Genomic DNA, 24,306 nt, shown 5'->3' on the forward strand with positions numbered 1-24,306 from the left:
TACTTGTTTTACTTGATGTTATAATTCATTTTACGTGTCACATCCGCTTTCTTACGAGCTTTCCGTCCGAAGACTTTGCCTAAAAGTTGCCGCCCCATGTGATGGCTGGCGGCATACGATTCGAATGTCTCCGTCCGGTAGTCGAAATCATCCTGCCAGCACTCCTGGGGAGAGACGTAACAGTAAGTGATCTTTTCGATACTGTTATCGTCCGCCTCGTTTTCTTCCAGCACAATGATGTTCTGCTTCTCAGGCACCAGGCAGGTGATCTGTCTGCGGCGGCACTCTTCGATTAGCGGAACCAGTACGGCGTCATACCGGGCATATATCTTTGCCAGATCGAAATCCTTGTATTCGCTTTCCCCGATTTTCTGGATCGGGCGGAGTTGCAGGATATCCAGTTCGTCGCCGACCACTTCCCAGATACGGCTCAGTTCTTCCAGGTTGTCGTTGTTGATCGTATAATTGATGCGCAACTTGAACTCCGGATGTTGTCTCTTCACCTCTGCGACATTGGCGAGCAACTGTCGGAACAGGTCGAAACGGCCGTTCGTCATCAGATACTCGTATGTCTCGCGTGTAAAGCCGTGTGCCGAAAGCGTCAGTTCGTCCAAGCCGTTCTCTACGGCAGCGGTCAGTTGCTCTTTTGTCAACAGATTGCCGTTGGTCGTAAGCGAAACGTATGGGACCCGATATTTCTTTCCTAATGCAATGACCTTTACCAGGTCCTTGTGCAACGTCGGTTCAGCCCCGCATCCGACCTGAAGTTTCAGGGCACGGTGGAAGAGGCTGCCGGCGATGGCTTCCATCTCTTCGTATTTCAAGGAACCCCGCAGGCTTTTCCGTTTCTCCTCGTCACTGAAATAACACATCTTGCAACGGAAGTTACAGGCCAGCACCGGATCGAGAAAGACTCCGATATACCGTTTACCCAATACATGAAACAGCCAAAGTCCCAATAGCTTGAGCCTTCTGCTCTTGATTCGCGTACCGAGGCGCAGTATGTTATAAATGTTCATTTAGAGTTCCAGGTCCACATTGAACAGTTCGTGCCAAGGCAATCCCTGTTCGTTCAGTTCCTTCATGAATGGATCGGGATCAAACTCTTCTACGTTCCACACGCCCGGTTTCTTCCAAACGCCCTGCATGAACAGTTTGGCGCCGATCATGGCCGGAACACCTGTCGTATAGCTAACGCCCTGTGCACCGGTTTCCAGGTAAGCGGCGTGGTGGCTACAGTTATTATATACGTAATAAGTCAGCTCCTTGCCATCCTTGATACCGCGGATACGGCAACCGATGGACGTTTCGCCCGTATAGTTCTCTCCCAGATCACCCGGATTCGGCAATACGGCTTTCAAGAACTGGATCGGAACAATTTCCTGTCCGTTATACATAATCGGGTCGATGCGGGCCATGCCGATATTCTGGATCACACGCAGGTGAGTCAGGTATTCCTGTCCGAAAGTCATCCAGAAGCGGGCACGCTTGATTGTCGGGAAGTTCTTCGTCAGGCTTTCCAACTCTTCGTGATACATCAGGTAGGATTCTTTCGGGCCTACGTTCGGATAGTTCAACGGCTTGTGTACGGACAGCGGATCTGTTTCCTTCCATTCTCCGTCTTCGTAATACTTACCGCGCTGGGTAATCTCGCGGATATTGATTTCCGGATTGAAGTTGGTTGCGAATGCTTTATGGTGGTCACCTGCATTGCAGTCCACGATATCCAGATATTGTATCTCGTCGAAATGATGCTTGGCAGCATAAGCCGTATATACACCTGTCACGCCCGGATCGAATCCGCAGCCCAGGATAGCGGTCAGGCCGGCATCCTCGAAACGCTTCTTGTATGCCCACTGCCAGCTGTATTGGTATTTAGCTTCGTCCAGCGGTTCGTAATTGGCCGTGTCGAGATAGCTGACACCGTATGCCAGGCAGGCATCCATGATATGAAGGTCCTGATAGGGCAAAGCCAGGTTTACTACTAAGTCCGGTTTAAAGGCGTTGAACAGGGCAACCAGTTCTTCCACGTTGTCCGCGTCTACCTGTGCTGTCTGCACCTTTACATTTTTGATATCGGCAGCAATCTTGTCGCACTTGCTTTTCGTACGGCTGGCAACCATGATATCGGTAAAGACATCCGCGTTCATCGCGATCTTCTTAACAGCAACGGTACTAACGCCCCCTGCACCAATCACTAATACTCTTCCCATTTACTAATAGAATTAATCTTGTTAATATACAGTTTACAAGGTTTTAAACCTAACCACAAATATACGATGATTCTTTGAATAATCGGGTAAGGTCGGAAATAAAAAGATTTCCCTGCGGATGACACAAAAGTTTCTCCCTGATGGAACTAAAGTTTCTTGCCGGTGAAACAAAAGTTTCCTGCCGATGAAACTTTAGTTTCATGCTGTTGAAAAAGGTGAAACAAAAGTTTCAGAGCATTAGGGATGGTGAAACAAAAGTGCAGGCATGCCGGATACGGCAATTCTTAGAACTTAATGCTGCCGGTAACAGCCTGCTCGATTTCAGTGAAAAGTTCGGGGAAAGGTTTTGCTTTCGCCGGAATTGGGTCGTGGATGATCAGTTCGATGCAGTTGCCGAGCCCTAAAGGGAAGTAGCCCCATTTTGTTATTTTCCATGCGTTGTTGATAGTGATTGGTACGACGTAGGCCGACGGAGCATACTTGGTGAGGATTTTCAGTCCGTTTTCGGCAAAAGGACGGGGTTTGCCTGTTTTGCTTCGTGTCCCTTCCGGGAATATGACTGCCGAACGTTTGTTTGTTTCAATATATTCAGCCATTACACGGATGGCAGTCAGTGCCTGTTTGGGGTCTTTCCGGTTGATAAGCACAGAACCGCCGTGGTTGAGGTTGTATGAAATGCTGGGAATACCTTTACCTAATTCGATTTTACTGATAAACTTGGGATGTACCTTGCGCATGAACCAGCAAATGGTGGTGATGTCGTACATGCTCTGGTGGTTCGAGGCAATTATAAGAGGCAAGCCGGTCGGGAGCTTTTCTAATCCGCTCACTTTGTATCTTGTGCCTAATATGCGTGTGTTAGCGACTAAGAAGAAATTCATGACATCCACACTCTTTTTATGTGCTTTATAACCAAAGAGGTTGAAGCATACCCACTGTACCGCGTGGAAGCATCCCAGTGTAATTCCGAATAACAAATAGTAGATAGCTGAAAGCGGATACGAAATGATTTTTTCCATTTTATCCTTTAAATTGTATTTTGTAAATTTGACTTTATCCTCATTAACGAAGTAACAAAAGTATAAAAAAAATTCTACTTTTGAACCTCCGGTTTCTCTCAGAGGCTTTCTTTTTTTATCTTACATTATAATAAGGTCCATATATTTCCTATCTTTGCGGCGGTTTACATATCATTTTATTTGTTTGTGACCAAATTGATTTTATAATAGTTTAAAATATAAATATAATGTATAGAACAAGAACTTGTGGCGACCTGCGCCTTGCTGACGAAGGCCTGGTGATTACGCTGGCCGGCTGGGTGCAGAAAACCCGTAAAATGGGTGGTATGACGTTCGTGGATATCCGCGACCGCTATGGTATTACGCAATTGGTGTTTAACCAGGAAGTGGATGCTGCTCTTTGTGAGAAAGCGAATAAACTGGGACGCGAATATGTTATCCAGGTAACAGGAACCGTTCGCGAACGTTCCAGCAAGAATCCGAACATTCCTACCGGTGAGATCGAAATTATCGTTTCAGACTTGAATATCCTGAATGCAGCCGTAACTCCTCCCTTCACGATTGAAGACGAGACGGACGGAGGTGACGACCTGCGTATGAAATACCGTTATCTGGACTTGCGTCGTAACGCTGTCCGCAAGAACCTGGAACTGCGTCATAAGATGGCTTTCGAGGTGCGTAACTATCTGGACAAGCAGGGTTTCCTGGAAGTGGAAACTCCGGTGCTTGTAAACTCCACTCCGGAAGGGGCCCGCGACTTTGTGGTGCCTTCCCGCATGAATCCCGGACAGTTCTATGCATTGCCGCAGTCTCCGCAGACATTGAAGCAATTGCTGATGGTTTCCGGTTTCGACCGCTATTTCCAGATCGTTAAATGTTTCCGCGATGAAGACCTGCGCGCAGACCGCCAGCCGGAATTTACACAGATCGACTGCGAGATGAGCTTCGTGGAACAGGAAGATGTGTTGAATATTTTCGAAGGAATGGCCAAACACCTGTTCAAGACCATTCGTGGTGTCGAGATAAAGGAAGCGTTCCCGCGTATGACTTGGCACGATGCCATGAAATATTACGGAAGCGATAAGCCGGACTTGCGTTTCGGCATGAAGTTCGTCGAGTTGATGGACATCATGAAGGGACACGGTTTCTCCGTATTCGACGGTGCTGCCTATATCGGTGGTATCTGTGCGGAAGGTGCAGCGACTTACACCCGCAAACAGCTGGATGCGCTGACGGAATTTGTAAAACGTCCGCAGATCGGCGCGAAAGGCATGGTTTATGCCCGCGTGGAAGCAGACGGCAACGTGAAATCGAGCGTAGATAAATTCTATACACAGGAAGTGTTGCAGCAGATGAAGGAAGCCTTCGGTGCAAAACCGGGCGACCTGATCCTGATCCTTTCCGGTGACGATGCGATGAAGACCCGCAAACAGCTTTGCGAATTGCGTCTGGAAGTGGCCGGTCAGTTGGGACTGCGCGACAAGAACAAGTTTGCTTGCCTGTGGGTGATCGACTTCCCGCTGTTCGAGTGGAGCGAAGAAGACCAGCGTTTCTATGCTATGCATCACCCGTTCACATCTCCCAAACCCGAAGATATCCCGTTGCTGGATAGCGATACGGGAGCCGTTCGTGCGAATGCGTACGATATGGTTATCAATGGCGTTGAAGTGGGTGGCGGTTCTATCCGTATCCATGACAGCAAATTGCAGGATAAGATGTTCCAGTTGTTGGGCTTCACCGAAGAAAAGGCGCAGGAGCGTTTTGGCTTCCTGATGAATGCCTTCAAATATGGTGCGCCTCCTCATGGCGGTTTGGCTTATGGCCTGGATCGTTGGGTGTCTCTGTTTGCCGGCCTGGATTCTATCCGCGACTGTATCGCATTCCCGAAAAACAATTCCGGTCGCGATGTCATGTTGGATGCTCCCGGTCAGCTGGACGATTCGCAGTTGGAAGAACTGTGCCTGAAAGTAGATATAAAGGAATAATGTGATAATTGGGTAATGTGCCAATATGCCAATGAAAGAGATTGGCACATTGGCATATTGACAAATTGATAAATTCATTGATTATGGTAAGGGTTAAGGATATTCTGAAAGAAATCGAGCAATACGCTCCGTTGCCATTGCAGGAAAGCTTTGACAATGCAGGTGTGCAGGTCGGGGATGTGAATCAGCCTGCCACCGGTGCGCTTCTTTGCCTGGACGTGACCGAAGAGGTGGTCGACGAGGCGATAGAGGCGGGTTGCAACCTGATTATTTCTCATCATCCTTTGGCCTTTAAAGCATTTAAGTCTCTGACGGGTTCTACCTATATCGAGCGGTGTATGATGAAGGCGTGCAAGTATGATCTGGTGGTCTATGCCGCCCATACCAATCTCGATAATGCGGCGGGAGGCGTGAACTTCCGCCTGGCGGAACTGATCGGGCTGGAAAATGTGCGTGTCTTGAGCCCGCAGAAAGGGGCTTTGCTGAAGCTGGTCACTTTTGTGCCGGAAGCCTATGCCGAACTGGTTAGAACCACTCTGTTCAATGCCGGGGCCGGGACTATCGGGGACTATGATTCCTGTAGCTTCAACCTGCCGGGGAGTGGAACGTTCCGTGCAGGCGAAGGCACGAACCCGTTCTGCGGTGAAATAGGCGAGTTGCATGTAGAGCCGGAAGTGCGTATCGAAATGGTATTGCCGGCTTTCCGTAAATCGACGGTCACCCGTGCGTTGCTTTCCGTTCACCCGTATGAGGAGCCTGTATTTGACTTTTACTCCCTGGATAATGCCTGGGATCAGGTTGGTTCCGGTGTAGTGGGAGAGTTGCCCGAAGAAGAGGACGAATTGGGCTTCCTGCAACGGATAAAAGATTTGTTCCAGGTAGGTTGTGTGAAACATTCCGCCCTGACCGGCAAACTGATACGGGAAGTCGCTTTGTGCGGAGGCAGCGGCGCTTTTCTGATCAAGGATGCGATCAGTTATGGTGCGGACGTTTTCATCACGGGAGAGGCTAAATACAATGATTTTTACGATGTCGAGGACCGTATTCTGCTGGCTGTTATAGGTCATTATGAAAGCGAAGTCTGTACAAAAGACATCTTTTATAAGATAATATCGAAAAAATTCCCTACCTTTGCGGTACATTTTTCGAATGTTAATTCAAACCCGGTAAAATATTTATAGAATGGCTACAGATAAACAATCAGCTGAAAAAGAGATTACAGTTGAAGAAAAGCTTTCTACACTGTATCAGCTTCAGACGATGATGACTGAAATTGATAAGATCAAAACGCTTCGCGGCGAGCTTCCTTTGGAAGTGCAGGACCTGGAAGATGAGATCGCAGGTCTGGAAACACGTCTTCAGAACTATCAGACAGAAATCAAGGACTTTGAGAATGCTGTTGTAGAACAGAAACATAAGATCACGGAGTCTACCGGTCTGATTGAAAAATATAAAACGCAGTTGGATAACGTGCGTAACAACCGTGAATTCGACAACTTGTCTAAAGAAATAGAATTCCAGGGGCTTGAGATCGAATTCTCAGAAAAGAAGATTCGTGAATTCGGAGAAGCGATCGTTCAGAAGAAAGCCGAGATTGCCGAACTGACCGAAAGACTGGACGGCCGTAAAGCCGATTTGACTCTGAAGCAGAGTGAACTGGAACAGATCATTTCCGAGACAAAGCAGGACGAAGAAAAATTGCGTGAAAAAGCAAAGAAACTGGAAGCGAATATCGAACCGCGTCTGTTGACTGCTTTCAAACGTATCCGTAAAGGTGCGCGTAACGGTCTGGCTGTCGTATATATCCAGCGTGATGCTTGCGGTGGTTGCTTTAACAAGATCCCGCCCCAGAAGCAGATGGATATCAAATTGCGTAAGAAGATTATCGTTTGCGAATATTGCGGTCGTATCATGATCGACCCTGAATTGGCAGGCATAGAAGAATAAGTAGATGCGCGACGTTGTACGTGCATATATAGAGAAATATCAGTTGCTTACAGAAAGCCTTCCGGTTTTGGTCGGCGTAAGCGGCGGAGCAGATTCAATAGCCCTACTCACCTTTTTGGTGGAGTCGGGCTATTCCTGTATTGCGGCGCATTGTAATTTCCATTTGCGGGGCGACGAATCCATGCGCGACGAACAGTTCACGAGGGAATATGCAGGGCAGTTGAATGTGCCTTTCCTGAAAGTGGATTTCGATACCCGGCAATATGCGGCGGAACGTCATCTCTCGATTGAAATGGCAGCGCGTGAATTGCGCTATAATTGGTTTGAAGAGCAGCGTCTCGCAACAGGGGCGCAGGCCATTGCCGTAGCCCATCACCGCGACGACAGTGTGGAGACGCTTTTGATGAATCTGGTACGCGGGACCGGTATCCGGGGAATGAGCGGCATCCGGCCGAGGAATGGGTTTGTGGTACGTCCTTTGCTTGCCGTAAGTCGTGCGGATATCCTGGAGTGGCTCGCCGGCCGTAACCTGAGATATGTCACAGACAGTACAAACGAATCGGATGCCTATACCCGTAACTTTATCCGCCTGCGTGTCCTTCCTCTTTTAGAGGAACTCAATCCTTCTGTCAAGACGGCTATAGCCCGTACTTCCGAACATCTGGCGGCTGCCGAAGCCGTTTATCTGCATGTCGTGGAGGAGGCGAGGGGGCGTGTTGTCGAACCGGGCGACCGTCTTTCCATTGCGGCTTTAATGCGTTATCCTTCTCCGGATGCTATCTTGTATGAACTGCTCAAAACCTATAACTTTACCCGACTGGTAGCGGAAGCTGTTTATCTCTCCCTGACGAAAGAACCGGGCAAAGTCTTTTATTCTTCGACTCACAGACTGATAAAAGACCGGGATTATCTTTTGCTTTCCCCCCTTGTAAAAGAAGAGGTCAAAGAATACATCCTGACCGGTGATGAACAGAACTGGTCAGGACCCGTTGAACTTTCTTTCGAAAAGGTTGTTATTAAGGAAGATTTCCACATCCGGAAAGATAAGAATATCGCCTATTTTGATTACGACAAGCTGACTTTCCCGCTTACATTGCGTACCTGGAAAGAAGGAGACTGGTTTATTCCTTTCGGAATGAAAGGGCGTAAGAAACTGAGCGATTATTTTTCGGATCGTAAATTCAGTCGTCTCGACAAGGAACAAACGTGGCTTTTATGCAGTGGAGACGCTGTTATCTGGGTTGTGGGAGAACGGCCGGATAACCGTTTTTGTTTGGACAAAATGACTAAAAGCGTGTTAGTTGTGCATTTTTTTCCGACAAAAAGCGAGAGTAAATAAAAAATATTATTACATTTGCACAGATTTACTCCGCAGATGTGTTACTAATGATTCAAATTAGCTGAACAATCCGGTTTTCACATGAAATTATTAATTATCAAATTATAAAAGATACAATGATTGCGTTGTACGCGTACCGTACCAGGTCGTGTCGTACGCCGTTTTTATTATTCACTTCGCATTATGCAAAAATATAACATTCTAGAACTAAATGAAAAACTCCTTCCTGAGTTGCAAAGTATAGCGGAAGAGTTAGGTATTAAAAAAGTAAGCTCTTTGAAAAAAGAAGAGCTTGTATACAGAATTCTTGACGAACAGGCTATCTCGTATGCCGGCATTCAGGCTGAAAAGGAGAAAGAGAAGGAGGCTAAGAAAGCAGAAAGGCAAACCAAGGCTAAGAAAACTCCTAAAGCTGCAGCCCCGAAAGGCGCAAAAGCCGATGCTAAAACAAAGGTTGCCGCTCCTGCCACACCCGTAGCCGGTTCGGTTGAAGAAGTTGCAGTAGAAACCAAGGAACAGCCCGAACGTAAGAAACGGACTCGTATCGAAAAGAAAGATAAGGTGGCTGGCGCTGCTGTCCCGACTCGGGAGAATGACGAAGTTGTCGTTTCGAAGAATCAGGTCTCTGCCAATGCTCCCTCTCCTGCACCCGAAGCTGTCGCTCAGGTAATCGAGGCTCCGGCCAACGCTCCGGCCAACGCTCCGGTTGAAGAAGAAAAGCCTGTTGCAAAGAAGGTAATCGTGAAGAAAGCTGATAAAGCTGAAAAGCCGTTGCTTCCTCCCGTTGTGGTAGAATCTGCCGGTGAAGAACTGCCGGTTGAAGCAGTTCCCGAAGTAACAGTGGAACCTGCCGTGGCAGAAGCTCCTGCCGCTCCTGCTTCAGCAGAAGAACCTAAACGTGTGGTATTCCGCCATCCGGATACCAAATCGGTTCTCGACCAGCTTTTCCCGTTCTCTTCTACACCTGCTAAACCGGAACCGAAGGCACAAAGCGAACAACCGGCTCCGCAGCAGAACGCTCCTCGTCAGAATAACAACAGACAGAACAATCAGAATAATCATAACAACCAGCGCAACAATAATAACAATAATAACGCGCCTCAGGAAAAGCAATACGAATTTGACGGCATTCTGACAGGTGTCGGCGTATTGGAAATGATGCCTGACGGATATGGTTTCCTGCGTTCTTCCGATTATAACTATTTGACTTCCCCGGATGATATTTACGTATCGCAGTCACAGATCAAATTGTTCGGTCTGAAGACCGGTGACGTGGTGGAAGGTGCTATCCGTCCTCCGAAGGAAGGTGAAAAGTATTTCCCGCTTGTAAAAGTGGACAAGATCAACGGCCGTACGCCGGAAGAGGTTCGCGACCGTGTTCCTTTCGATCATCTGACTCCGCTTTTCCCGGATGAAAAGTTCATGCTGACGGCCCGTAAAGCTCCGAAAGTATATGATAATATCGCCGTACGTGTTGTAGACCTGTTCTCGCCGATCGGAAAGGGACAGCGTGGTCTGATCGTGGCACAGCCGAAGACTGGTAAGACGATGTTGCTGAAAGATATTGCCAATGCGATTGCAGCAAATCATCCGGAAGTGTATATGATCGTCCTGCTGATCGACGAACGCCCGGAAGAAGTAACCGACATGGCCCGTAGCGTGGATGCGGAAGTGATCGCTTCTACATTCGACGAACCGGCGGAACGTCACGTGAAGATTGCCGAAATCGTATTGAACAAGGCAAAACGTATGGTCGAATGCGGTCATGATGTTGTGATCCTGTTAGACTCTATTACACGTCTGGCACGTGCTTATAATACCGTTCAGCCTGCTTCCGGTAAGGTTCTTTCCGGTGGTGTGGATGCTAACGCCTTGCAGAAGCCGAAACGTTTCTTCGGTGCTGCCCGTAACATCGAAAACGGCGGTAGCCTGACAATCCTGGCAACAGCGTTGACAGAGACTGGTTCTAAAATGGACGATGTGATCTTCGAAGAATTCAAGGGTACAGGTAATATGGAATTGCAGTTGGACCGCAAGCTGGCAAACAAGCGCGTTTATCCGGCTGTCGATATTACGGCTTCCAGCACGCGTCGTGATGACTTGTTGCAGGATGAAAGCACTGTAAACCGTATGTGGATCTTGCGTAAATACCTGGCCGATATGAACTCTATGGAAGCTATGGAATTTGTCAAGAAACGCATGGAACAGACATTCGATAATATGGAGTTTCTGGCTTCGATGAACGGATAAATAAATAGAAAGAATAAATAAAAACGCAGATTAGGCTGATGCTTGATCTGCGTTTTTTATTTGCTAACATTGCTTCTTTCTTTAGGAGGTATATTCTTATGAGTTAAGCATCCTTCCGTGGTCTTCCCCGGCGGCGTTGTCCGTTGCCGGAATTTCCTCCCGGACGGCTGTTGCCTTTTCCGCTGTCTTTCCGGGGGCGTCCTCTGCCACGGCGTACGTTGGCGTACTTTTCCGGTTCATATAAGGGGGCTTCTCCGAATTTCGGATCGACCGGAATCTTGTACACCTCTTTTTCCAGGAATTGTTCGATGCGTTTGAACTGTGCCTGTTCCTCTATGGAGACAAAGGTGATTGCCAAACCTTCTCCGCCTGTACCGCGAGCCGTACGGCCGATACGGTGTACATAGTCTTCCGGATCGTGGGGAATGTCGAAGTTGACAACCAATTTGATATCATTGATATCGATACCGCGTGATACGACGTCGGTTGCGACCAAAATATCGATACGTCCGTTCTTGAACTCTTTCATTACCTCTTCGCGTTGTGACTGTTCGAGGTCGGAGTGCATGGCGGCTACGTTGAACTTCATTCGTTTCAGCGTGGCAGCCAGTTCCTTCACTTTCATTTTTGACGATGAAAATATGATGACACGTTGGGGACGGCTTTGTGAAAACAGATCTTCCAGAATATGCAGTTTCTGCATATCGTAACAGATATAAGCCGTTTGCATGATCGATTCGGGCGGACGCGAGATAGCGATTTTGACTTCTTCCGGATTCTTCAGGATCGTTTTGGCTAACGTACGGATCTTTGGAGGCATGGTTGCAGAGAACATAATGGTCTGACAAGTTTCAGGCAGCAGTTTCTGCACTTGCATGATGTCTTCATAAAATCCCATGTCGAGCATCCGGTCTGCTTCATCCAGGATGAAGAAGGAAACCTGCGATAGGTCGACCGTACCCAGTTTGATATGGGACAACAAACGCCCTGGAGTCGCAATCACAATATCGGCCCCCATTTCCATGCCACGCTTCTGTTGTTCCCAGGCAATACCATCCGTTCCCCCGTATACAGCAACGGCGGAGACAGGAACAAAGTAGGTGAAACCTTCTATTTGTTGGTCAATCTGTTGTGCCAGTTCACGCGTAGGAGCCATGATAACGGCATTGATTGCATTGGCCGGATGTAATCCTTTACTGAGTTCGTTGATCACCGGCAACACATAAGCCGCTGTTTTCCCTGTCCCTGTTTGTGCACAGGCAATAATGTCTTTCCCTTCCAATATAACCGGAATCGTTAGTTCCTGTACAGGAGTCGTCTCCTGGAAATTCATTGCATCGAGGCCGTCCAATACTGCCTCTTCTAAATCCAATTCGTCAAATCTCATCTTTCATCATTAAATTCCCGGTAAAGGTATATAATATTTGGCAATATTTATTATTAGTAGCATGGCTCTTCTTTTAAAATTGCTGTTTTTTTTCAATCGAGGGTTGATTTTAATGAGGGTTTGCGGGCATATTGTAATAAAAATAAATATCTTTATACCCACATTAGCGTTTAAAAGCATTTATTGTTATGGGCAGCACACAGGGAGGAAGTGACATTCTACCGATCTTACGGAATCAGGATTCATTACATGAACTGATTAATACAATCTTGGATAAACTACCGTTAGGTGTATTTGTAAAAGATGCAGAGAATGATTTCAAGTATCTTTATTGGAATCATTTTATGGAAGAAATTACCGGTATTTACACAAATGAAGTTGAGGGGCATAATGATTTTGAACTTAATTTCGATGCCATTATGTCGGCTGAAAAGCGCCTGATATTGGACAGTGATATTATGAATACGGGTAAAACGGTAGAGTTTAAGGGTAGGATAACGAATAAGCGTGGTGTCCGGAAAGATATAGAAGTAACCAAATTCCCAATCTCATTGAGTAACGGCAAGCCTTTATTGTTGGCTTTATGGCGTGATGTCACATCCCGTAAAGTGATGGAAAATGAACTGCGCCGTTCTCAGGTACTCACCAAAATGGCTTTGTCCTCCAATGATATCCGCCTCTGCTCGGTCTTTGTGAATCCGGAAAGCAAACGAAATTATAACGACTCGGTTGTCCAGGTAAATAACTGGCTTCCGGGAAAGGAAGACGAGTTGGTCAAAATCTCTTGGCTGCGTTTTGCCGCACGTGTCCATCCGGATGATAGAGAGATGCATGATGAAGCTTTTCGTAAATTATGCCGGGGTGAAATATCGGAAATAAAAATAGAATTACGTGTGAAATATCCGGGCATGGATGCATATCATTGGCGTGAGTCGTCCGCTTCCGTTTACGAGCGCGATGAGCAGGGGAGGGCGCTTGTGGTTTTGGGATGTACGATCAATATACAAGAGCGTAAAGGGCAGGAGTTGAATCTCGAGGAAGCAAAGCATAAAGCGGAACTTGCCGATAAGATGAAATCAAAGTATCTGGCCGATATGAGCCACGAGATCCGTACACCGCTGAATGCGATCACGGGTTTTTCGGAATTGATGGCTTTTGCCGATTCTGACGAAGAACGCCAGGGGTATTATGAAATCATCAAGGCAAACAACCAGTTATTGATGCAATTAATAAACGATATCCTCGATCTGTCAAAAATAGAGGCGGATGCAATCAAGATCAGTTATGCGCCTGTCGATATAAATGACTTGATGGACACGACGTTCGCTTCCGTCAAATTGCGTATGCCGGAAGGAGTTCAGCTACTCCTTGAAAAAGGGTGTGCCTCTTGTACATTCGGGACAGACAGTATCCGTTTGTTGCAGCTGATTAATAATCTGGCGAATAATGCCATCAAGAATACCAAGGAGGGAAGTATCACTTTGGGATATACTTGTCTGCAGGATAAAAAATTGGAGTTCTATGTCAGGGATACGGGTATCGGCATAGCAAAAGATAAATTGGATAGCCTTTTTACCCGCTTTGTCAAGGTGAACGATTATGTGGAAGGCATCGGCTTGGGGCTTGCCATCTGTCAGGGGTTAGTGACGAAGATGGGCGGTTCCATGCATGTGGAGTCGGAGCTTGGAGTCGGTTCTACTTTCTTCTTCATACTGCCGTCGCATGATGAATAATTTGTTGGAACATTATTGATAGTATTTCTTGTATATCTTATTAAATGTCCCGTTTTTCCGAATCTGGTCCAGCCAGCTGTTCAGGCTGTCGAGCAGGATGGGAGAGTCTTTGCGGACTGCCCACGACTGAAGTTGCGTGAAACTTATATCTGTTTTGATATCTATTTCGGGGAGTTGCTTTTGGGAAAGTGTAGCAATCTGTTGGTCGCAAACGGCATAATCGATATCTCCTTTGGCCACCATGATGGCGAGTTGTTCACCTGAATATAGCTCATCTTCTACCACATAAATCGTATCGCCGATCTCATGTCCCAAGTTCTGGAGCCGGAGCCGGGCGGGAGAATCTTTCGGTATATATAGGGTTTTACCGGCGAGGTCAAGCTGATTACGGAGCGGTTTGATCCCTTTATTGGCTTCTTCCGTTCGCTGTACCAGGACTTGTTTATTGAGTACGATCGGTTCCGTGAACAGATATTCTTCTTTGATATCGCTGGTGATAGGAATGTTGCGGGCAATAATGTCGCATTTGTTCTTTTCAAGTTCTTGAAAACTTTCGGCAAGGCTCATCTCCAGATGAGTCTGGACTTCCAGACCGGACAGTTTGGCTATCGCCTGACTCAGTTCGTATTGAAAACCTTCTATCGTGTCGCCTGCCACATAATAACCGGACTGGTTGTATTCGGTCACCATCCGCAGGATTCCTTCTTGCTTTATCTCCGGATAATCGCGTGGGAGTATTTCTGCTTTTTGCATCGTCTTCAAGCGCCATAGCATGATCATGGTTGCAACGGCTATAATCAGCAGTCCGGCATAGACTCCTATCAGCTTTCTCGATTTCATAAAATCAGTTGTTGAATGTTACGGCCACGCCCATTTTCAGGACAAACGGATCCAGCGGATAATGTGCCAGCGAGAAGTAGTTCGGATTGACGAACTTGGAACTCAGGTTGTAGCCCATCACAAAGAAACGGGCCTGTTTCAGATGGAAATTGACGTAAGCGTTGACGAGCGGGTAATTGCCGACTTTCACTTCGTCCTGCAATTGGAACTGCTGGGTAGCCGGTTCGTAGTACGGAGCGTAATAAGAAGTGTTATAATACATATTGGCTCCAAGCTGCATAGTCAACACTTTTGCTACTTTAAACTTTACATACATATTTGTGTACAGGCTGATCTGCGGTAGCGGCAGTACGTCTTTGTCGCTGCTCAATTGATAGGCAACTTCGTTTTCCCAACCGAAAGCCCGGTACATGATGTCTTGTTTAATACGGGCGCTTATCACCTGCAAGTTTCCGCTTTTCTGTTCCGGCATACCCTGTTTGTTGAAAAATACATAGTTCTGTATGCTTTCGACGCCGGCGGATAATTGTGTCCGGGTTGACTCCAAGTCTATTTTGGCTCCGGCATAAATCTGCTGGATCATGTTCATATCCCGGTTATCCCACCAGAAGTAACGGGAGTGGAAGTGACGCATATAGAAAGCAGGGGTTACATTTTTGATGTATCCTTCCGCACTGATCGTCGCATCTTTCTTGAATAATTTGAATTTGGTTTGCAGGTTTCCTGTTACCCGGAATTCTCCGATATCATCACCTACAACACAAAGTTCTCCACGGGCATTATAGGTCAGGATACTTCCCTGGCGTTTGGATATTTCCGCTCCGATATAGGTCGAAAATTCGTCATAGGCCTGCGTGATCGGGAAATTAAGAGTGGAGGGAGAAGCGTATATGCCGCTACCCGTTTCCGGATTATAGGATAGTCCCGGGATTTCTGCCGGAAGCTGGAACTTACGTTTGTCAAAGGTTGCGAAAGCTGTGATTCCGAATTTAGCCCAATCCTGGAACCCTTCACGAAGGGATAGTCCGAATGTATTCTTCAGATTCCAATAGGAGGTCCGGTCGTCAACACCGGTACCGTTCTCCAGCCCGAATACTCGCGGATCACCATCCGGAGTCAGATAACATTCGTTTAGGTTCTTATTTTCTTCCGACCGGAAACGACGGCAGTTGTCCTGATATTCCAATGTATGGATGATGCTGGATACCGGAATAAAGACTTTCACCGGATTGCCGAGCGAGTCGACCTCTTCTTCCAATTCGCGCTCAAAACCCAGGTTATAGCGATGGCTCAGGAAATATTGTTTGCCGCGTACGCGGTTCCAGGCTTTGACCGGATAGCGGATGTCGAATGCTTTCGGGTCACCCTGGTTTCTCTCTCCGGCAAAGTATTGATCCGGATTGGTAATCACAGAGTCATTGGCCAGTCCGCCATTTTCGTAATTGATAAAGTTAAAGTTGCTCAGGTAGGCATGCGCTTCATAGCGGTCCGACTTGTAGCTGCCGAAAAGACGGTAACTCAGTAGTTTATTACCGTTGTTTTTATAATACCCGCGACTGTAGATATAGTCCAAATCCCCACCCACATTAATTTTCGGACCGAAATTCATCGTCAATGTGCCTTTCAACCGTTCGTTTTTACTGTCACTTCCTCCCATAGTCGTGTACATCACATTCGTATAAGGGATTTTTGTGTTGTAGTACTCTGCATTGAGAGGATCTGTAATATAATAATCGTAGGGATCGGCGAATATGAAGTCGCGAGGTTCCTTGCGGTCTGAAAAGATACGGGTCTGTGCCGGTGAACCTGTGTTAGCCAGATAACCGACTGCGAGGGATTCTGCTTCCACCAGTGTACTGTTGGCAAAGTTCAGTCTCTGCGTATCCATCGGAGCGACATAAGGATCGCCTAACAAAGGAGTAAGCCGGTATGCGGTTACACGCCTGTCGTTAATCGACGAGCTATCCGGAATCAGCAGGCTGTCAGGGACTTCCTGGTTTGCTTTAGAAAGGTTGCCAAGCGAGAATCCTTTCCTCTCTCCGCCCGGGCGGCGTTGCGCATGCAGGGCCGAAGCGGATATTATCAATAATAATAATATGTATAAGCTATGCTTCATTGTGGGGCAAAGATAATAATAATGTGCCAATATGGACAATGTGTCAATGTGCCAATTAATATTAGTTAGTATATTTATCGGCACATTGCCTCATTGGCATATTGGCACATTGAAATATTGGCACATTATTACATCTTCTGTATAATCTCCATACCTTTCTTGATGGCCGCTTCATTCATCGGGATGAGCTTATGGTGACGTTCAGGCAGGGATTTTTTCAACCCCAGCAATACGTTTTCCAGTTTCACCATCGGAGCGATCTGCAACAGTCCGCCGAGGATCAGCATATTGAATGCCTTTTCGTTCTTCATTTCAGTAGCTGCATCCATTGCATCCACACGATATACACTCACATCAGTACGTTTCACAGGTGTATGAATGCCGTATCCGTCGTAAATGATGATACCGCCTTTTTTCACTTTGTTCTCGAACTTGTCCATAGAGGGCTGGTTCAGAATGATGGCGATGTCATATTCGTTCAGAACCGGAGAGCTGATACGGTCGTCACTCAGGATAACCGTTACGTTTGCCGTACCGCCACGCTGTTCCGGCCCGTAAGAAGGCATCCAACTTACTTCCTTTCCTTCCATCAGTCCGGAGTAAGCCAATATTTTACCCATCGACAAAACACCTTGCCCACCGAAACCTGCTATAATAATTTCTTGTTTCATTGCTGATAATTTGCTAATGTGCCAATTTGCCAATGTGCCAATTTAAGATTGCACAGACTTTTTGGCTGAATTAATAATGCTGTTTATAAGCCGTAGTATATCTGAAAGATCATGAAGTAATTGTTCTTCGTATGGATAGCTTGGGGCTTTCTGGCAAAGTAATAACCAATATTTAGTCTCCTCTGCTTCTTTAGCCGCTATCTTAAATTTATGAATAAAATCTACACGACTTTCACTATTTTGGGCTTCATTAATATTTGCCCCGATAGATGTGCCACTTTTTAAAAGTTGATGAGAAATAACAAACTTTTTATGCTGCTCCAGTTCTTCACAAAAGTTAATTATTGAGAGAGCAAAAGATAAACTTTTTTCAAGTATGATATTTCTGGTATTAATTGGCATATTGGCACATTATCTAATTGGCAAATTATTCTTTATTTTTCAGATCTCCCAACGGATAGAACGGGAACATATTCTCTTCCATCCATTTGTTAGCCTTTTCAGGTGTCATTTTCCAGCCGGATGAACAGGTGGAAACAAACTCTACAACCGATGTGCCTTTGCCGGCCATCGAGTTTTCAAAAGCCTTGCGGAGCATCTTTTTTGCTTTACGAACGGCTGCGGCAGTCTGAACGCTCTGGCGTGTAACCAGGCAGGTTCCTTCCAGTTGGGCAAGCAGATTACCGATTTTCAGCGGATAACCGTTCAAGGCAATATTACGGCCGTAAGGACAGGTCGATGTCGGCATTCCTTCCAGTGTGGTAGGAGCCATCTGACCACCGGTCATGCCGTAGATGGCATTGTTGACGAATACAATTACAATATTTTCTCCACGGTTGGCGGCATGGATTGTTTCGGCAGTACCGATTGCAGCCAAGTCACCGTCACCCTGGTAAGTAAATACCATTTTCTCCGGATTCAGGCGTTTAACGGCGGTTGCGATAGCCGGAGCACGTCCGTGGGCCGCTTCGAGCCAGTCGATATCCAGATAGTTATACGCAAATACGGCACATCCCACGGGAGAGACACCGATCGTTTTGTCTTCCATACCCATGTCGGCAATCACTTCGGCGATCAGCTTATGTATGACACCGTGACTGCAACCGGGGCAGTAGTGCATGGGATTTTCGTTCATTAACCCGGGCTTTTCGTACACCAGGTTCTCCGGTTTAATTATTTCATTAAGTTCCATAAGAATAATTTTTCAATTTGCTAATTTGCCAATATGCCAATGAAAAGACAATTAATAATTGGCACATTGGCACATTTTTCAATTGGCATATTATTAGTTAATAAATCGCATCAGATATTGAACGAGGCGGAAACAGATCGCCGCACCGCCGCAATAAAGGAACGGCAGGCGGTTTTCCGGCAAAGCAAAATAGCAGATTACTGCTGCAACAGCTAACGCCATGAATAACCAGGTCAATATCATATCAATTTTACTTCCGCGCTTCATAAGAAGAATCAGTTTTTAATTTTTACTTCTTAATTATTAATTCCTTAAGCGCATTCAGTACTTCATCCGGAGTGAACACGATACCGCCGAGGCGGCCGAAATGTTCAACCTTTATCTTTCCGTTCACTGCCAGGCGAACGTCTTCTACCATCTGTCCGGCGTTCAGCTCGACAGAAAGCATTCCTTTCACTTTGTCGGCATAGGCCTTGATCACTTCTTTAGGGAACGGCCACAGCGTAATCGGGCGGAGCAAGCCGAGCTTGATACCTTCCGCACGCGCATTTTCCACCACTTTCTGGCAGATACGGGCGGATGACCCGAAAGCGATCAGCAGATATTCGGCATCTTCGCACTGGAATTCTTCGTAACGTACTTCGTTTTCTTCAATCTTGCGGTATTTAGCCTGGAAACGAATATTGTTTTCTTCCATCGTTGCCGGGTCTAATTCTAAGGATGTGATGACATTCGGCTTACGGCCGGCAGTCTTCCCTTGTGCAGCCCAAGGACATTCGGCAATGATTTCTTCTTCCGTACGGCGCGTATGGAAAGGAGGCAATACCACTTTTTCCATCATCTGTCCGATAATACCGTCTGCGAGAATGATTGCAGGGTTGTTATATTTGAAAGCGAGTTCAAGACCCAATCCGACGAAATCGGCCATCTCCTGTACGGAAGAGGGAGCAAGCGTGATCAGGCGATAGTCGCCATGTCCGCCGCCTTTTACTGTCTGGAAATAATCAGCCTGGCTGGGCTGGATTGTTCCCAAACCGGGACCGCCACGCATCACGTTCACGATCAGGCAAGGCAGTTCGGCACCTGCCAGATAAGATATACCTTCTTGTTTCAAGCTGATACCAGGGCTGGACGAAGAGGTCATCACACGTTTACCTGTACCGGCACCGCCATATACCATATTAATAGCAGCTACTTCGCTTTCAGCCTGTAGCACGACCATCCCGGTGGTTTCCCAAGGCATTTCTGCCATCAGGGTTTCCAGTATCTCCGATTGCGGAGTGATCGGGTAACCGAAATAACCGTCCACACCATAGCGGATAGCCGCATGTGCGATGGCTTCGTTACCCTTCATTAATTTTACATCTTCTGCCATATCTGTCAATTATATTTTTACTTTGTAGATGGTTAAACACCCGTCCGGACAAACTAACCCGCAACTTGCACAACCGATGCAGTCGTCAGGGTTTTTCATATACACATAATGGTATCCCTTGTTGTTTACTTCGCGCGGATGCAATTCGAGTACATCCGACGGGCAGGCTACTACACAAAGGTTACAGCCTTTGCATCGTTCTGTGTTTACAACAACAGCTCCTTTAATCTTCGCCATAATTTCTATATTTAAAAACTAATGTAACACTAACTATTTTGTTTAAGATTGCCAAAGGTAGTAAAAACTTTATAGATAGAATCTTTTATTCCTGATTTTAATAATGTGACCAGGCTGTTTGCTCGGAGAAACGGGTGACCGATTGTATGTGTCTGAAAATTATTCGTGATAAAGGAAGCTATGACAAGCATCATGTACCCGGACAAAAACTTCGCCATTTTCTTTTTTGTAAATCTGATATGCAAAATGAAAGTCTTCAATAATATATTCCCTATAGCCTTTGGTTATCCATTCTTCTTTTATACGTGAAATCGGATAAATGGAAGCATAGAGCCCTAATAACTCAAGCGCATCATACAAACGCTGGATTTTACGCATTACTATGACTTCATCTAATGAAGGGTGTCTTAATAAAGCTACATCGTAAAAGTCTTCTATTTGCTGATGTACCCGTTTGTCAATATAAACGTCCATTAAGGGGTAAAGTGTTTGTGGATCTTTTCCATTATCAGACGTTTTGATTCAGCTAAAGTCAGGCAGTTTTCGTCAAGCTCTTTTTGTGAGATAACAGCATAAACATCAACGTCTCTTTGAGATTGTCCATATGCTATCTCCGGTTCATGCAAAGAACAAGAAGATTGCTCTTTCATTGCTAAACGATATGTAGTTTTCTTTTTCTTCATACATAAATTGAATGTTTTACAAAAGAACGAATTATAAATCAATTAAACAAGCCAAAAGTAACAATCATTTTACCTCAAACAATATCTTCCTCTGATTCCCGAAATTGTCTATCAGCGTCAGCAGATGTTTGCCCGGATCAGCTTGGCAGGCGATTTGGTGGTTGCCGGTTGTTTCACCGAGATAGGTGGCGTCGAGATGCCAGTAGAGGGTGGCGTCGGGACGTGCATGAGCTGCTTTGAAGATGAACTTTTCCGGTTTGCCGGAGAAGCCTTTGGGCAGGTAGAGGATGGCGTTATGCTCCGGATAGATCAGTTCGATCTGCCGGCTCTGCTCGGGGGCGCATCCCGGTTTGACCGGAGGCAGGGGCGCGTAGTCGATATGGTAATTCCGGTAATAATATTCCTGCGAGGGAGGCAGTACGAACCAGGAACGCGTGATCATCCGGTCCACCGATTCGCAAGAGCTGTTCACCCGGAAACGCCCGTCTGCAGAAAGATGGACAAGCCTGTGGTAGGGACAAACCGCTGTGCCGTTGCCCGAGCGGGGCATATAGAGCGTATCGACCTGGTCGCAGATAGCGGAAGCCTTATGCCCGCTGAGACGGCAGACCGCCATCGGTTCGAGTTCGTCGTAAGGCATATCGAACCAGTTGCCTCCCGGAAGCAGCGAGAAAAGGTCGAAGAGGACAGGAGCCGCATTTCCCACACCCGTCAAACCCGGCCGCCCTTCGCCCGAAGCATTCCCCACCCATACGCCTACCGTATAGCGCGGTGTTGTCCCGATCGCCCAGGCGTCACGTCCTCCGTAGCTTGTTCCCGTTTTCCAAGCCACCTGCTTCATCGATTCGAACTGTTGCCAGTCCGCTTCTTCTTCCGGGCGGTTCAGGGCAGACATCGCTTCGAAGGTGAACCAGATGGAGGCGGCAGAGAGGAGAGGACGGTCTGTGAGCCGTTTGTCGGCAACAGACAGGATAGGGGTGTCGGCATGAGCCGGAAACGGTGTCAGCGGGTGGATATCGGCCGGGTTGTAGCGCCCATTGTAGGGCCGGTAGTGCGAAAGCGTCCGCGCCAGCGAAGCGTACATCCCTGTCAGATCCCATAACGTCCCTTCCGCACCTCCCAAGATCAAGGAAGCGCCATAGTGTTCTTCTGAAAAACGGAGTGTAGTCATACCTGCCTTTTTCAGCAGCGACATGAACCGCCCGGTGTTATATTGGGAAAGCATCCGTACCAACGGGACATTGAGCGAACGTTCGATCGCCCGGTGTGCCGGGACAGCCCCGTAGAACGTCTTGTTGTAGTTTTGGGGCGTGAAGCCGTTAATGTTCAATGGTACATCCGAGACGAGTGTGCCCGGAAGCAGTAACCCGTCATGCAGCATGGCGGCGTAAAGGAACGGTTTCAGGATGCTGCCTGTGCTGCGGGGCGAGGTGATGATGTCGACCTGGTTTCCCTTGCGGGCATCGGCCCGGAAGGTGACGTTTCCGGCATAGGCAAGCACTTCGCCTGTTTCGGTGTCGGTGACGAGGGCAGCCAGATTATGGATATAATTGGAACTATAGTCGCGTGCATACCGGTTGACGATCGCCTGTGCCTGCCGTTGCAGCATTTGGCGGACGGAGGTCGTGATACGCGTTCCCGGAGCATCGGCTGCCAGCCGTTCGAGCAGGTGGGGCGCTTCGTCGGGTAGCGGGACAGGGGCTTCGGGCAGCGGTTCCATGCAGGCCAGTTCGTATGTCGTTTCGTCCAGTACGCCCGATTTCTTCAGAGATGCCAATAGCTTGTCGCGTTTGGCCTTCAATTTCTCCCGGTTACGTCCGGGATGAATCAGGGCGGGCGAGTTGGGCAATACGGCAAGTGTGGCATTTTCGGCCCACGACAGCTCGGCTGCGTTTCGCCCGAAATAGCGCCATGCGGCCGCTTCTATACCGACCACGTTCCCCCCGAACGGGGCATGTGAAGCGTAGAGGTTAAGTATCTTATCCTTGCTGTATGCCGTTTCCAACAACAATGCCCAAGCTGTTTCGACCACTTTTTCATATAATGTACGGTTGCGGTTTCCTCTTGCAATGCGTGCCAGTTGCATCGTGACGGTACTTCCGCCGCTAACCACCCGGCGAGCCGTGAGGTTGAGCCGTGCTGCCCGTACGATGGCGATCGGGTCTATTCCGGGATGCCGGTAAAAGCGTTTGTCTTCATATGTCAGGAGACAGGTAACGAACTTATCCGGTATCGTGTCCGCCGGCGGAAAACGCCACTGTCCGTCCGGTGCGATCCGTGCTCCCAACAACTGCCCTTCGGAAGAATAGAGCAGGGTGGAGCAGGACTCCGGAAAGATAGTCCGGGGAGCAGCCAGATACATAATGACTTCTATCAATAGTTTTATGAAGAATAGATGAATCATTGCCTCTGTTTATTTGAAACGAAGATTGTCATATATTTCCAATAGCATACAGGGGCCCATATATGATGCTTATTTGAAGTAGCTATTCACAAGCAAAGATAGTATAAAAAAATAGATGCGTTTCTGCTTTATCTGGATAAAAGTGCGCTGATAATACATTTTTATCCGGATAAAAGTGTTGATGGACTGCATTTTTATCCGGATAAAAGTGCCTGTCCCCGCACTTGATGTGGGATCGTATAAAGGCAGGCAGTCTCGGTTATCCCAAAAGAAAGCGGCGGATATGAAATAAACAAAGAAAAAGGGAAAAATAATGTAAAAATGAGGGAATGTACAATAACCTCTCCCCTCGGCCATTTTTCTATTTCGTCCGAAAAGTTGATTGATTTTGAATTGACTTTTTTCATGGTTTTAACCTGTTCGACTGACAACAGAGGAGATGAGGTGCGCAGCCCATTCCGGAAAGCGTACAATTTGATTGCCGGAAACCGGAAACACTGGCAAAGTGATAAAGCTTAACTCCCGGAGAATCGAATATTTGCGAACGAAGGCGGACTGCGTTCCAAATATCCCAAGGAAATTATGAAGGCTTGTTGCCGCGAGGTGCGCAGAAAATTGCCTTGAAGTAACGCTTCATCGCTTTGAAGGTTGACTTCGCGCTATATGAAGTCAACCTTTAGAGCAACAAAGTCCCGGATCAGAGCAATAAAGTCCCTTTTCATGGCGATAAGGTTCCGGATCATAGGAAAAAGCCCCTTTTTGACAGCTGAAAAGCGGGTTGACATTTGTTCGGTTTCGGATGTCTTTCGAGCCTGAAAAATACGTTTTTTACAATAAGCCCCCTGCCGCAGGCTCTCTTTTGCCGTTTCGTTTCAACGAACGGTTTTAGAGCTTAGGGATGTGTCAAAACTGCCC

General features: G+C 47.1%; 21 protein-coding genes. 6 read left to right on the forward strand and 15 right to left on the reverse strand.

The genetic code is table 11. The features are described from left to right. Window positions 1–8: 8 nt before the first annotated feature. The 3 genes from DWU89_RS09925 to DWU89_RS09935 form a co-directional block, all read right to left on the reverse strand. Window positions 9–1,019, reverse strand: a complete 1,011-nt coding sequence (locus tag DWU89_RS09925) for a radical SAM protein (RefSeq protein WP_115499491.1) — start codon at window positions 1,017–1,019, stop codon at window positions 9–11. Beyond that, on the reverse strand, window positions 1,020–2,213 hold the full coding sequence (locus DWU89_RS09930; RefSeq protein WP_115499492.1) for a saccharopine dehydrogenase family protein: 1,194 nt from the start codon (window positions 2,211–2,213) through the stop codon (window positions 1,020–1,022). Between the two features lie 284 nt (window positions 2,214–2,497). Beyond that, window positions 2,498–3,232: a lysophospholipid acyltransferase family protein gene (locus tag DWU89_RS09935; RefSeq protein WP_115499493.1), complete on the reverse strand. Its 735-nt coding sequence runs from the start codon at window positions 3,230–3,232 to the stop codon at window positions 2,498–2,500. A 227-nt stretch (window positions 3,233–3,459) separates the two neighbouring features. Here DWU89_RS09935 and aspS point away from each other — a divergent pair, with 227 nt between their 5' ends. From aspS to rho, 5 genes are all read left to right on the forward strand, one after another. Then, on the forward strand, window positions 3,460–5,217 hold the full coding sequence (gene aspS, locus DWU89_RS09940; protein WP_115499494.1) for an aspartate--tRNA ligase: 1,758 nt from the start codon (window positions 3,460–3,462) through the stop codon (window positions 5,215–5,217). Between the two features lie 83 nt (window positions 5,218–5,300). Further along, complete coding sequence (locus DWU89_RS09945) at window positions 5,301–6,398, forward strand: Nif3-like dinuclear metal center hexameric protein (protein WP_115499511.1); 1,098 nt, start codon at window positions 5,301–5,303, stop codon at window positions 6,396–6,398. A gap of 1 nt (window position 6,399) precedes the next feature. After that, window positions 6,400–7,164: a zinc ribbon domain-containing protein gene (locus tag DWU89_RS09950; RefSeq protein WP_115499495.1), complete on the forward strand. Its 765-nt coding sequence runs from the start codon at window positions 6,400–6,402 to the stop codon at window positions 7,162–7,164. A gap of 4 nt (window positions 7,165–7,168) precedes the next feature. Next, window positions 7,169–8,503: a tRNA lysidine(34) synthetase TilS gene (tilS, locus tag DWU89_RS09955; protein WP_115499496.1), complete on the forward strand. Its 1,335-nt coding sequence runs from the start codon at window positions 7,169–7,171 to the stop codon at window positions 8,501–8,503. Between the two features lie 183 nt (window positions 8,504–8,686). Continuing rightward, complete coding sequence (gene rho, locus DWU89_RS09960) at window positions 8,687–10,753, forward strand: transcription termination factor Rho (RefSeq protein ID WP_115499512.1); 2,067 nt, start codon at window positions 8,687–8,689, stop codon at window positions 10,751–10,753. 103 nt (window positions 10,754–10,856) lie between these two features. On the opposite strand, the gene DWU89_RS09965 is transcribed toward rho, so the two are convergent. After that, window positions 10,857–12,140 (reverse strand): DEAD/DEAH box helicase, encoded by a 1,284-nt coding sequence (locus tag DWU89_RS09965; protein WP_115499497.1) that lies wholly within the window; start codon window positions 12,138–12,140, stop codon window positions 10,857–10,859. Between the two features lie 188 nt (window positions 12,141–12,328). Here DWU89_RS09965 and DWU89_RS09970 point away from each other — a divergent pair, with 188 nt between their 5' ends. After that, window positions 12,329–13,873, forward strand: coding sequence for a PAS domain-containing sensor histidine kinase (locus DWU89_RS09970; RefSeq protein ID WP_115499498.1), 1,545 nt, complete (start codon window positions 12,329–12,331; stop codon window positions 13,871–13,873). A 12-nt stretch (window positions 13,874–13,885) separates the two neighbouring features. Here the strand turns inward: DWU89_RS09970 and DWU89_RS09975 are convergent, their stop codons facing one another. From DWU89_RS09975 to pbpC, 11 genes are all read right to left on the reverse strand, one after another. Next, a complete protein-coding gene (locus tag DWU89_RS09975; protein WP_115499499.1) occupies window positions 13,886–14,713 on the reverse strand; it encodes a transporter substrate-binding domain-containing protein in 828 nt (275 codons plus the stop codon). A gap of 4 nt (window positions 14,714–14,717) precedes the next feature. Then, window positions 14,718–16,829 carry a putative porin gene (locus tag DWU89_RS09980; protein ID WP_115499500.1) on the reverse strand — a complete coding sequence of 704 codons (2,112 nt, stop codon included), beginning with the start codon at window positions 16,827–16,829 and terminating at the stop codon, window positions 14,718–14,720. Window positions 16,830–16,957: 128 nt separating this feature from the next. Further along, on the reverse strand, window positions 16,958–17,500 hold the full coding sequence (locus DWU89_RS09985; RefSeq protein WP_115499501.1) for a 2-oxoacid:acceptor oxidoreductase family protein: 543 nt from the start codon (window positions 17,498–17,500) through the stop codon (window positions 16,958–16,960). A 42-nt stretch (window positions 17,501–17,542) separates the two neighbouring features. Then, the gene (locus tag DWU89_RS09990) at window positions 17,543–17,902 is read right to left on the reverse strand and encodes a four helix bundle protein (RefSeq protein WP_115499502.1); all 360 of its coding nucleotides are present in this window, start codon (window positions 17,900–17,902) and stop codon (window positions 17,543–17,545) included. 25 nt (window positions 17,903–17,927) lie between these two features. After that, window positions 17,928–18,692: a thiamine pyrophosphate-dependent enzyme gene (locus DWU89_RS09995; RefSeq protein ID WP_115499503.1), complete on the reverse strand. Its 765-nt coding sequence runs from the start codon at window positions 18,690–18,692 to the stop codon at window positions 17,928–17,930. 93 nt (window positions 18,693–18,785) lie between these two features. Further along, window positions 18,786–18,959 carry a hypothetical protein gene (locus DWU89_RS20780; RefSeq protein WP_167451656.1) on the reverse strand — a complete coding sequence of 58 codons (174 nt, stop codon included), beginning with the start codon at window positions 18,957–18,959 and terminating at the stop codon, window positions 18,786–18,788. A 22-nt stretch (window positions 18,960–18,981) separates the two neighbouring features. Then, complete coding sequence (locus DWU89_RS10000) at window positions 18,982–20,067, reverse strand: 3-methyl-2-oxobutanoate dehydrogenase subunit VorB (protein WP_115499513.1); 1,086 nt, start codon at window positions 20,065–20,067, stop codon at window positions 18,982–18,984. Between the two features lie 9 nt (window positions 20,068–20,076). Next, window positions 20,077–20,304, reverse strand: coding sequence for a 4Fe-4S dicluster domain-containing protein (locus DWU89_RS10005; protein WP_115499504.1), 228 nt, complete (start codon window positions 20,302–20,304; stop codon window positions 20,077–20,079). Window positions 20,305–20,463: 159 nt separating this feature from the next. Then, window positions 20,464–20,778 carry a hypothetical protein gene (locus DWU89_RS10010; protein ID WP_115499505.1) on the reverse strand — a complete coding sequence of 105 codons (315 nt, stop codon included), beginning with the start codon at window positions 20,776–20,778 and terminating at the stop codon, window positions 20,464–20,466. Further along, complete coding sequence (locus DWU89_RS10015) at window positions 20,778–20,987, reverse strand: hypothetical protein (RefSeq protein ID WP_115499506.1); 210 nt, start codon at window positions 20,985–20,987, stop codon at window positions 20,778–20,780. Before DWU89_RS10015 ends, DWU89_RS10010 begins: the two co-directional genes overlap by 1 nt. A gap of 64 nt (window positions 20,988–21,051) precedes the next feature. Further along, on the reverse strand, window positions 21,052–23,391 hold the full coding sequence (pbpC, locus tag DWU89_RS10020) for a penicillin-binding protein 1C (RefSeq protein WP_115499507.1): 2,340 nt from the start codon (window positions 23,389–23,391) through the stop codon (window positions 21,052–21,054). Between the last annotated feature and the right edge of the window lie 915 nt (window positions 23,392–24,306).

Source organism: Parabacteroides acidifaciens, from assembly GCF_003363715.1.
In the GTDB taxonomy this organism is placed as follows: domain Bacteria; phylum Bacteroidota; class Bacteroidia; order Bacteroidales; family Tannerellaceae; genus Parabacteroides; species Parabacteroides acidifaciens.

Bases quoted from the DNA above. Each gene is read 5' to 3' on its own strand.
- DWU89_RS09925 (WP_115499491.1), bottom strand. From the start codon at position 1,019: ATGAACATTTATAACATACTGCGCCTCGGTACGCGAATCAAGAGCAGA.
- DWU89_RS09930 (WP_115499492.1), bottom strand. From the start codon at position 2,213: ATGGGAAGAGTATTAGTGATTGGTGCAGGGGGCGTTAGTACCGTTGCT.
- DWU89_RS09935 (WP_115499493.1), bottom strand. From the start codon at position 3,232: ATGGAAAAAATCATTTCGTATCCGCTTTCAGCTATCTACTATTTGTTA.
- aspS (WP_115499494.1), top strand. From the start codon at position 3,460: ATGTATAGAACAAGAACTTGTGGCGACCTGCGCCTTGCTGACGAAGGC.
- DWU89_RS09945 (WP_115499511.1), top strand. From the start codon at position 5,301: ATGGTAAGGGTTAAGGATATTCTGAAAGAAATCGAGCAATACGCTCCG.
- DWU89_RS09950 (WP_115499495.1), top strand. From the start codon at position 6,400: ATGGCTACAGATAAACAATCAGCTGAAAAAGAGATTACAGTTGAAGAA.
- tilS (WP_115499496.1), top strand. From the start codon at position 7,169: ATGCGCGACGTTGTACGTGCATATATAGAGAAATATCAGTTGCTTACA.
- rho (WP_115499512.1), top strand. From the start codon at position 8,687: ATGCAAAAATATAACATTCTAGAACTAAATGAAAAACTCCTTCCTGAG.
- DWU89_RS09965 (WP_115499497.1), bottom strand. From the start codon at position 12,140: ATGAGATTTGACGAATTGGATTTAGAAGAGGCAGTATTGGACGGCCTC.
- DWU89_RS09970 (WP_115499498.1), top strand. From the start codon at position 12,329: ATGGGCAGCACACAGGGAGGAAGTGACATTCTACCGATCTTACGGAAT.
- DWU89_RS09975 (WP_115499499.1), bottom strand. From the start codon at position 14,713: ATGAAATCGAGAAAGCTGATAGGAGTCTATGCCGGACTGCTGATTATA.
- DWU89_RS09980 (WP_115499500.1), bottom strand. From the start codon at position 16,829: ATGAAGCATAGCTTATACATATTATTATTATTGATAATATCCGCTTCG.
- DWU89_RS09985 (WP_115499501.1), bottom strand. From the start codon at position 17,500: ATGAAACAAGAAATTATTATAGCAGGTTTCGGTGGGCAAGGTGTTTTG.
- DWU89_RS09990 (WP_115499502.1), bottom strand. From the start codon at position 17,902: ATGCCAATTAATACCAGAAATATCATACTTGAAAAAAGTTTATCTTTT.
- DWU89_RS09995 (WP_115499503.1), bottom strand. From the start codon at position 18,692: ATGGAACTTAATGAAATAATTAAACCGGAGAACCTGGTGTACGAAAAG.
- DWU89_RS20780 (WP_167451656.1), bottom strand. From the start codon at position 18,959: ATGAAGCGCGGAAGTAAAATTGATATGATATTGACCTGGTTATTCATG.
- DWU89_RS10000 (WP_115499513.1), bottom strand. From the start codon at position 20,067: ATGGCAGAAGATGTAAAATTAATGAAGGGTAACGAAGCCATCGCACAT.
- DWU89_RS10005 (WP_115499504.1), bottom strand. From the start codon at position 20,304: ATGGCGAAGATTAAAGGAGCTGTTGTTGTAAACACAGAACGATGCAAA.
- DWU89_RS10010 (WP_115499505.1), bottom strand. From the start codon at position 20,778: ATGGACGTTTATATTGACAAACGGGTACATCAGCAAATAGAAGACTTT.
- DWU89_RS10015 (WP_115499506.1), bottom strand. From the start codon at position 20,987: ATGAAGAAAAAGAAAACTACATATCGTTTAGCAATGAAAGAGCAATCT.
- pbpC (WP_115499507.1), bottom strand. From the start codon at position 23,391: ATGATTCATCTATTCTTCATAAAACTATTGATAGAAGTCATTATGTAT.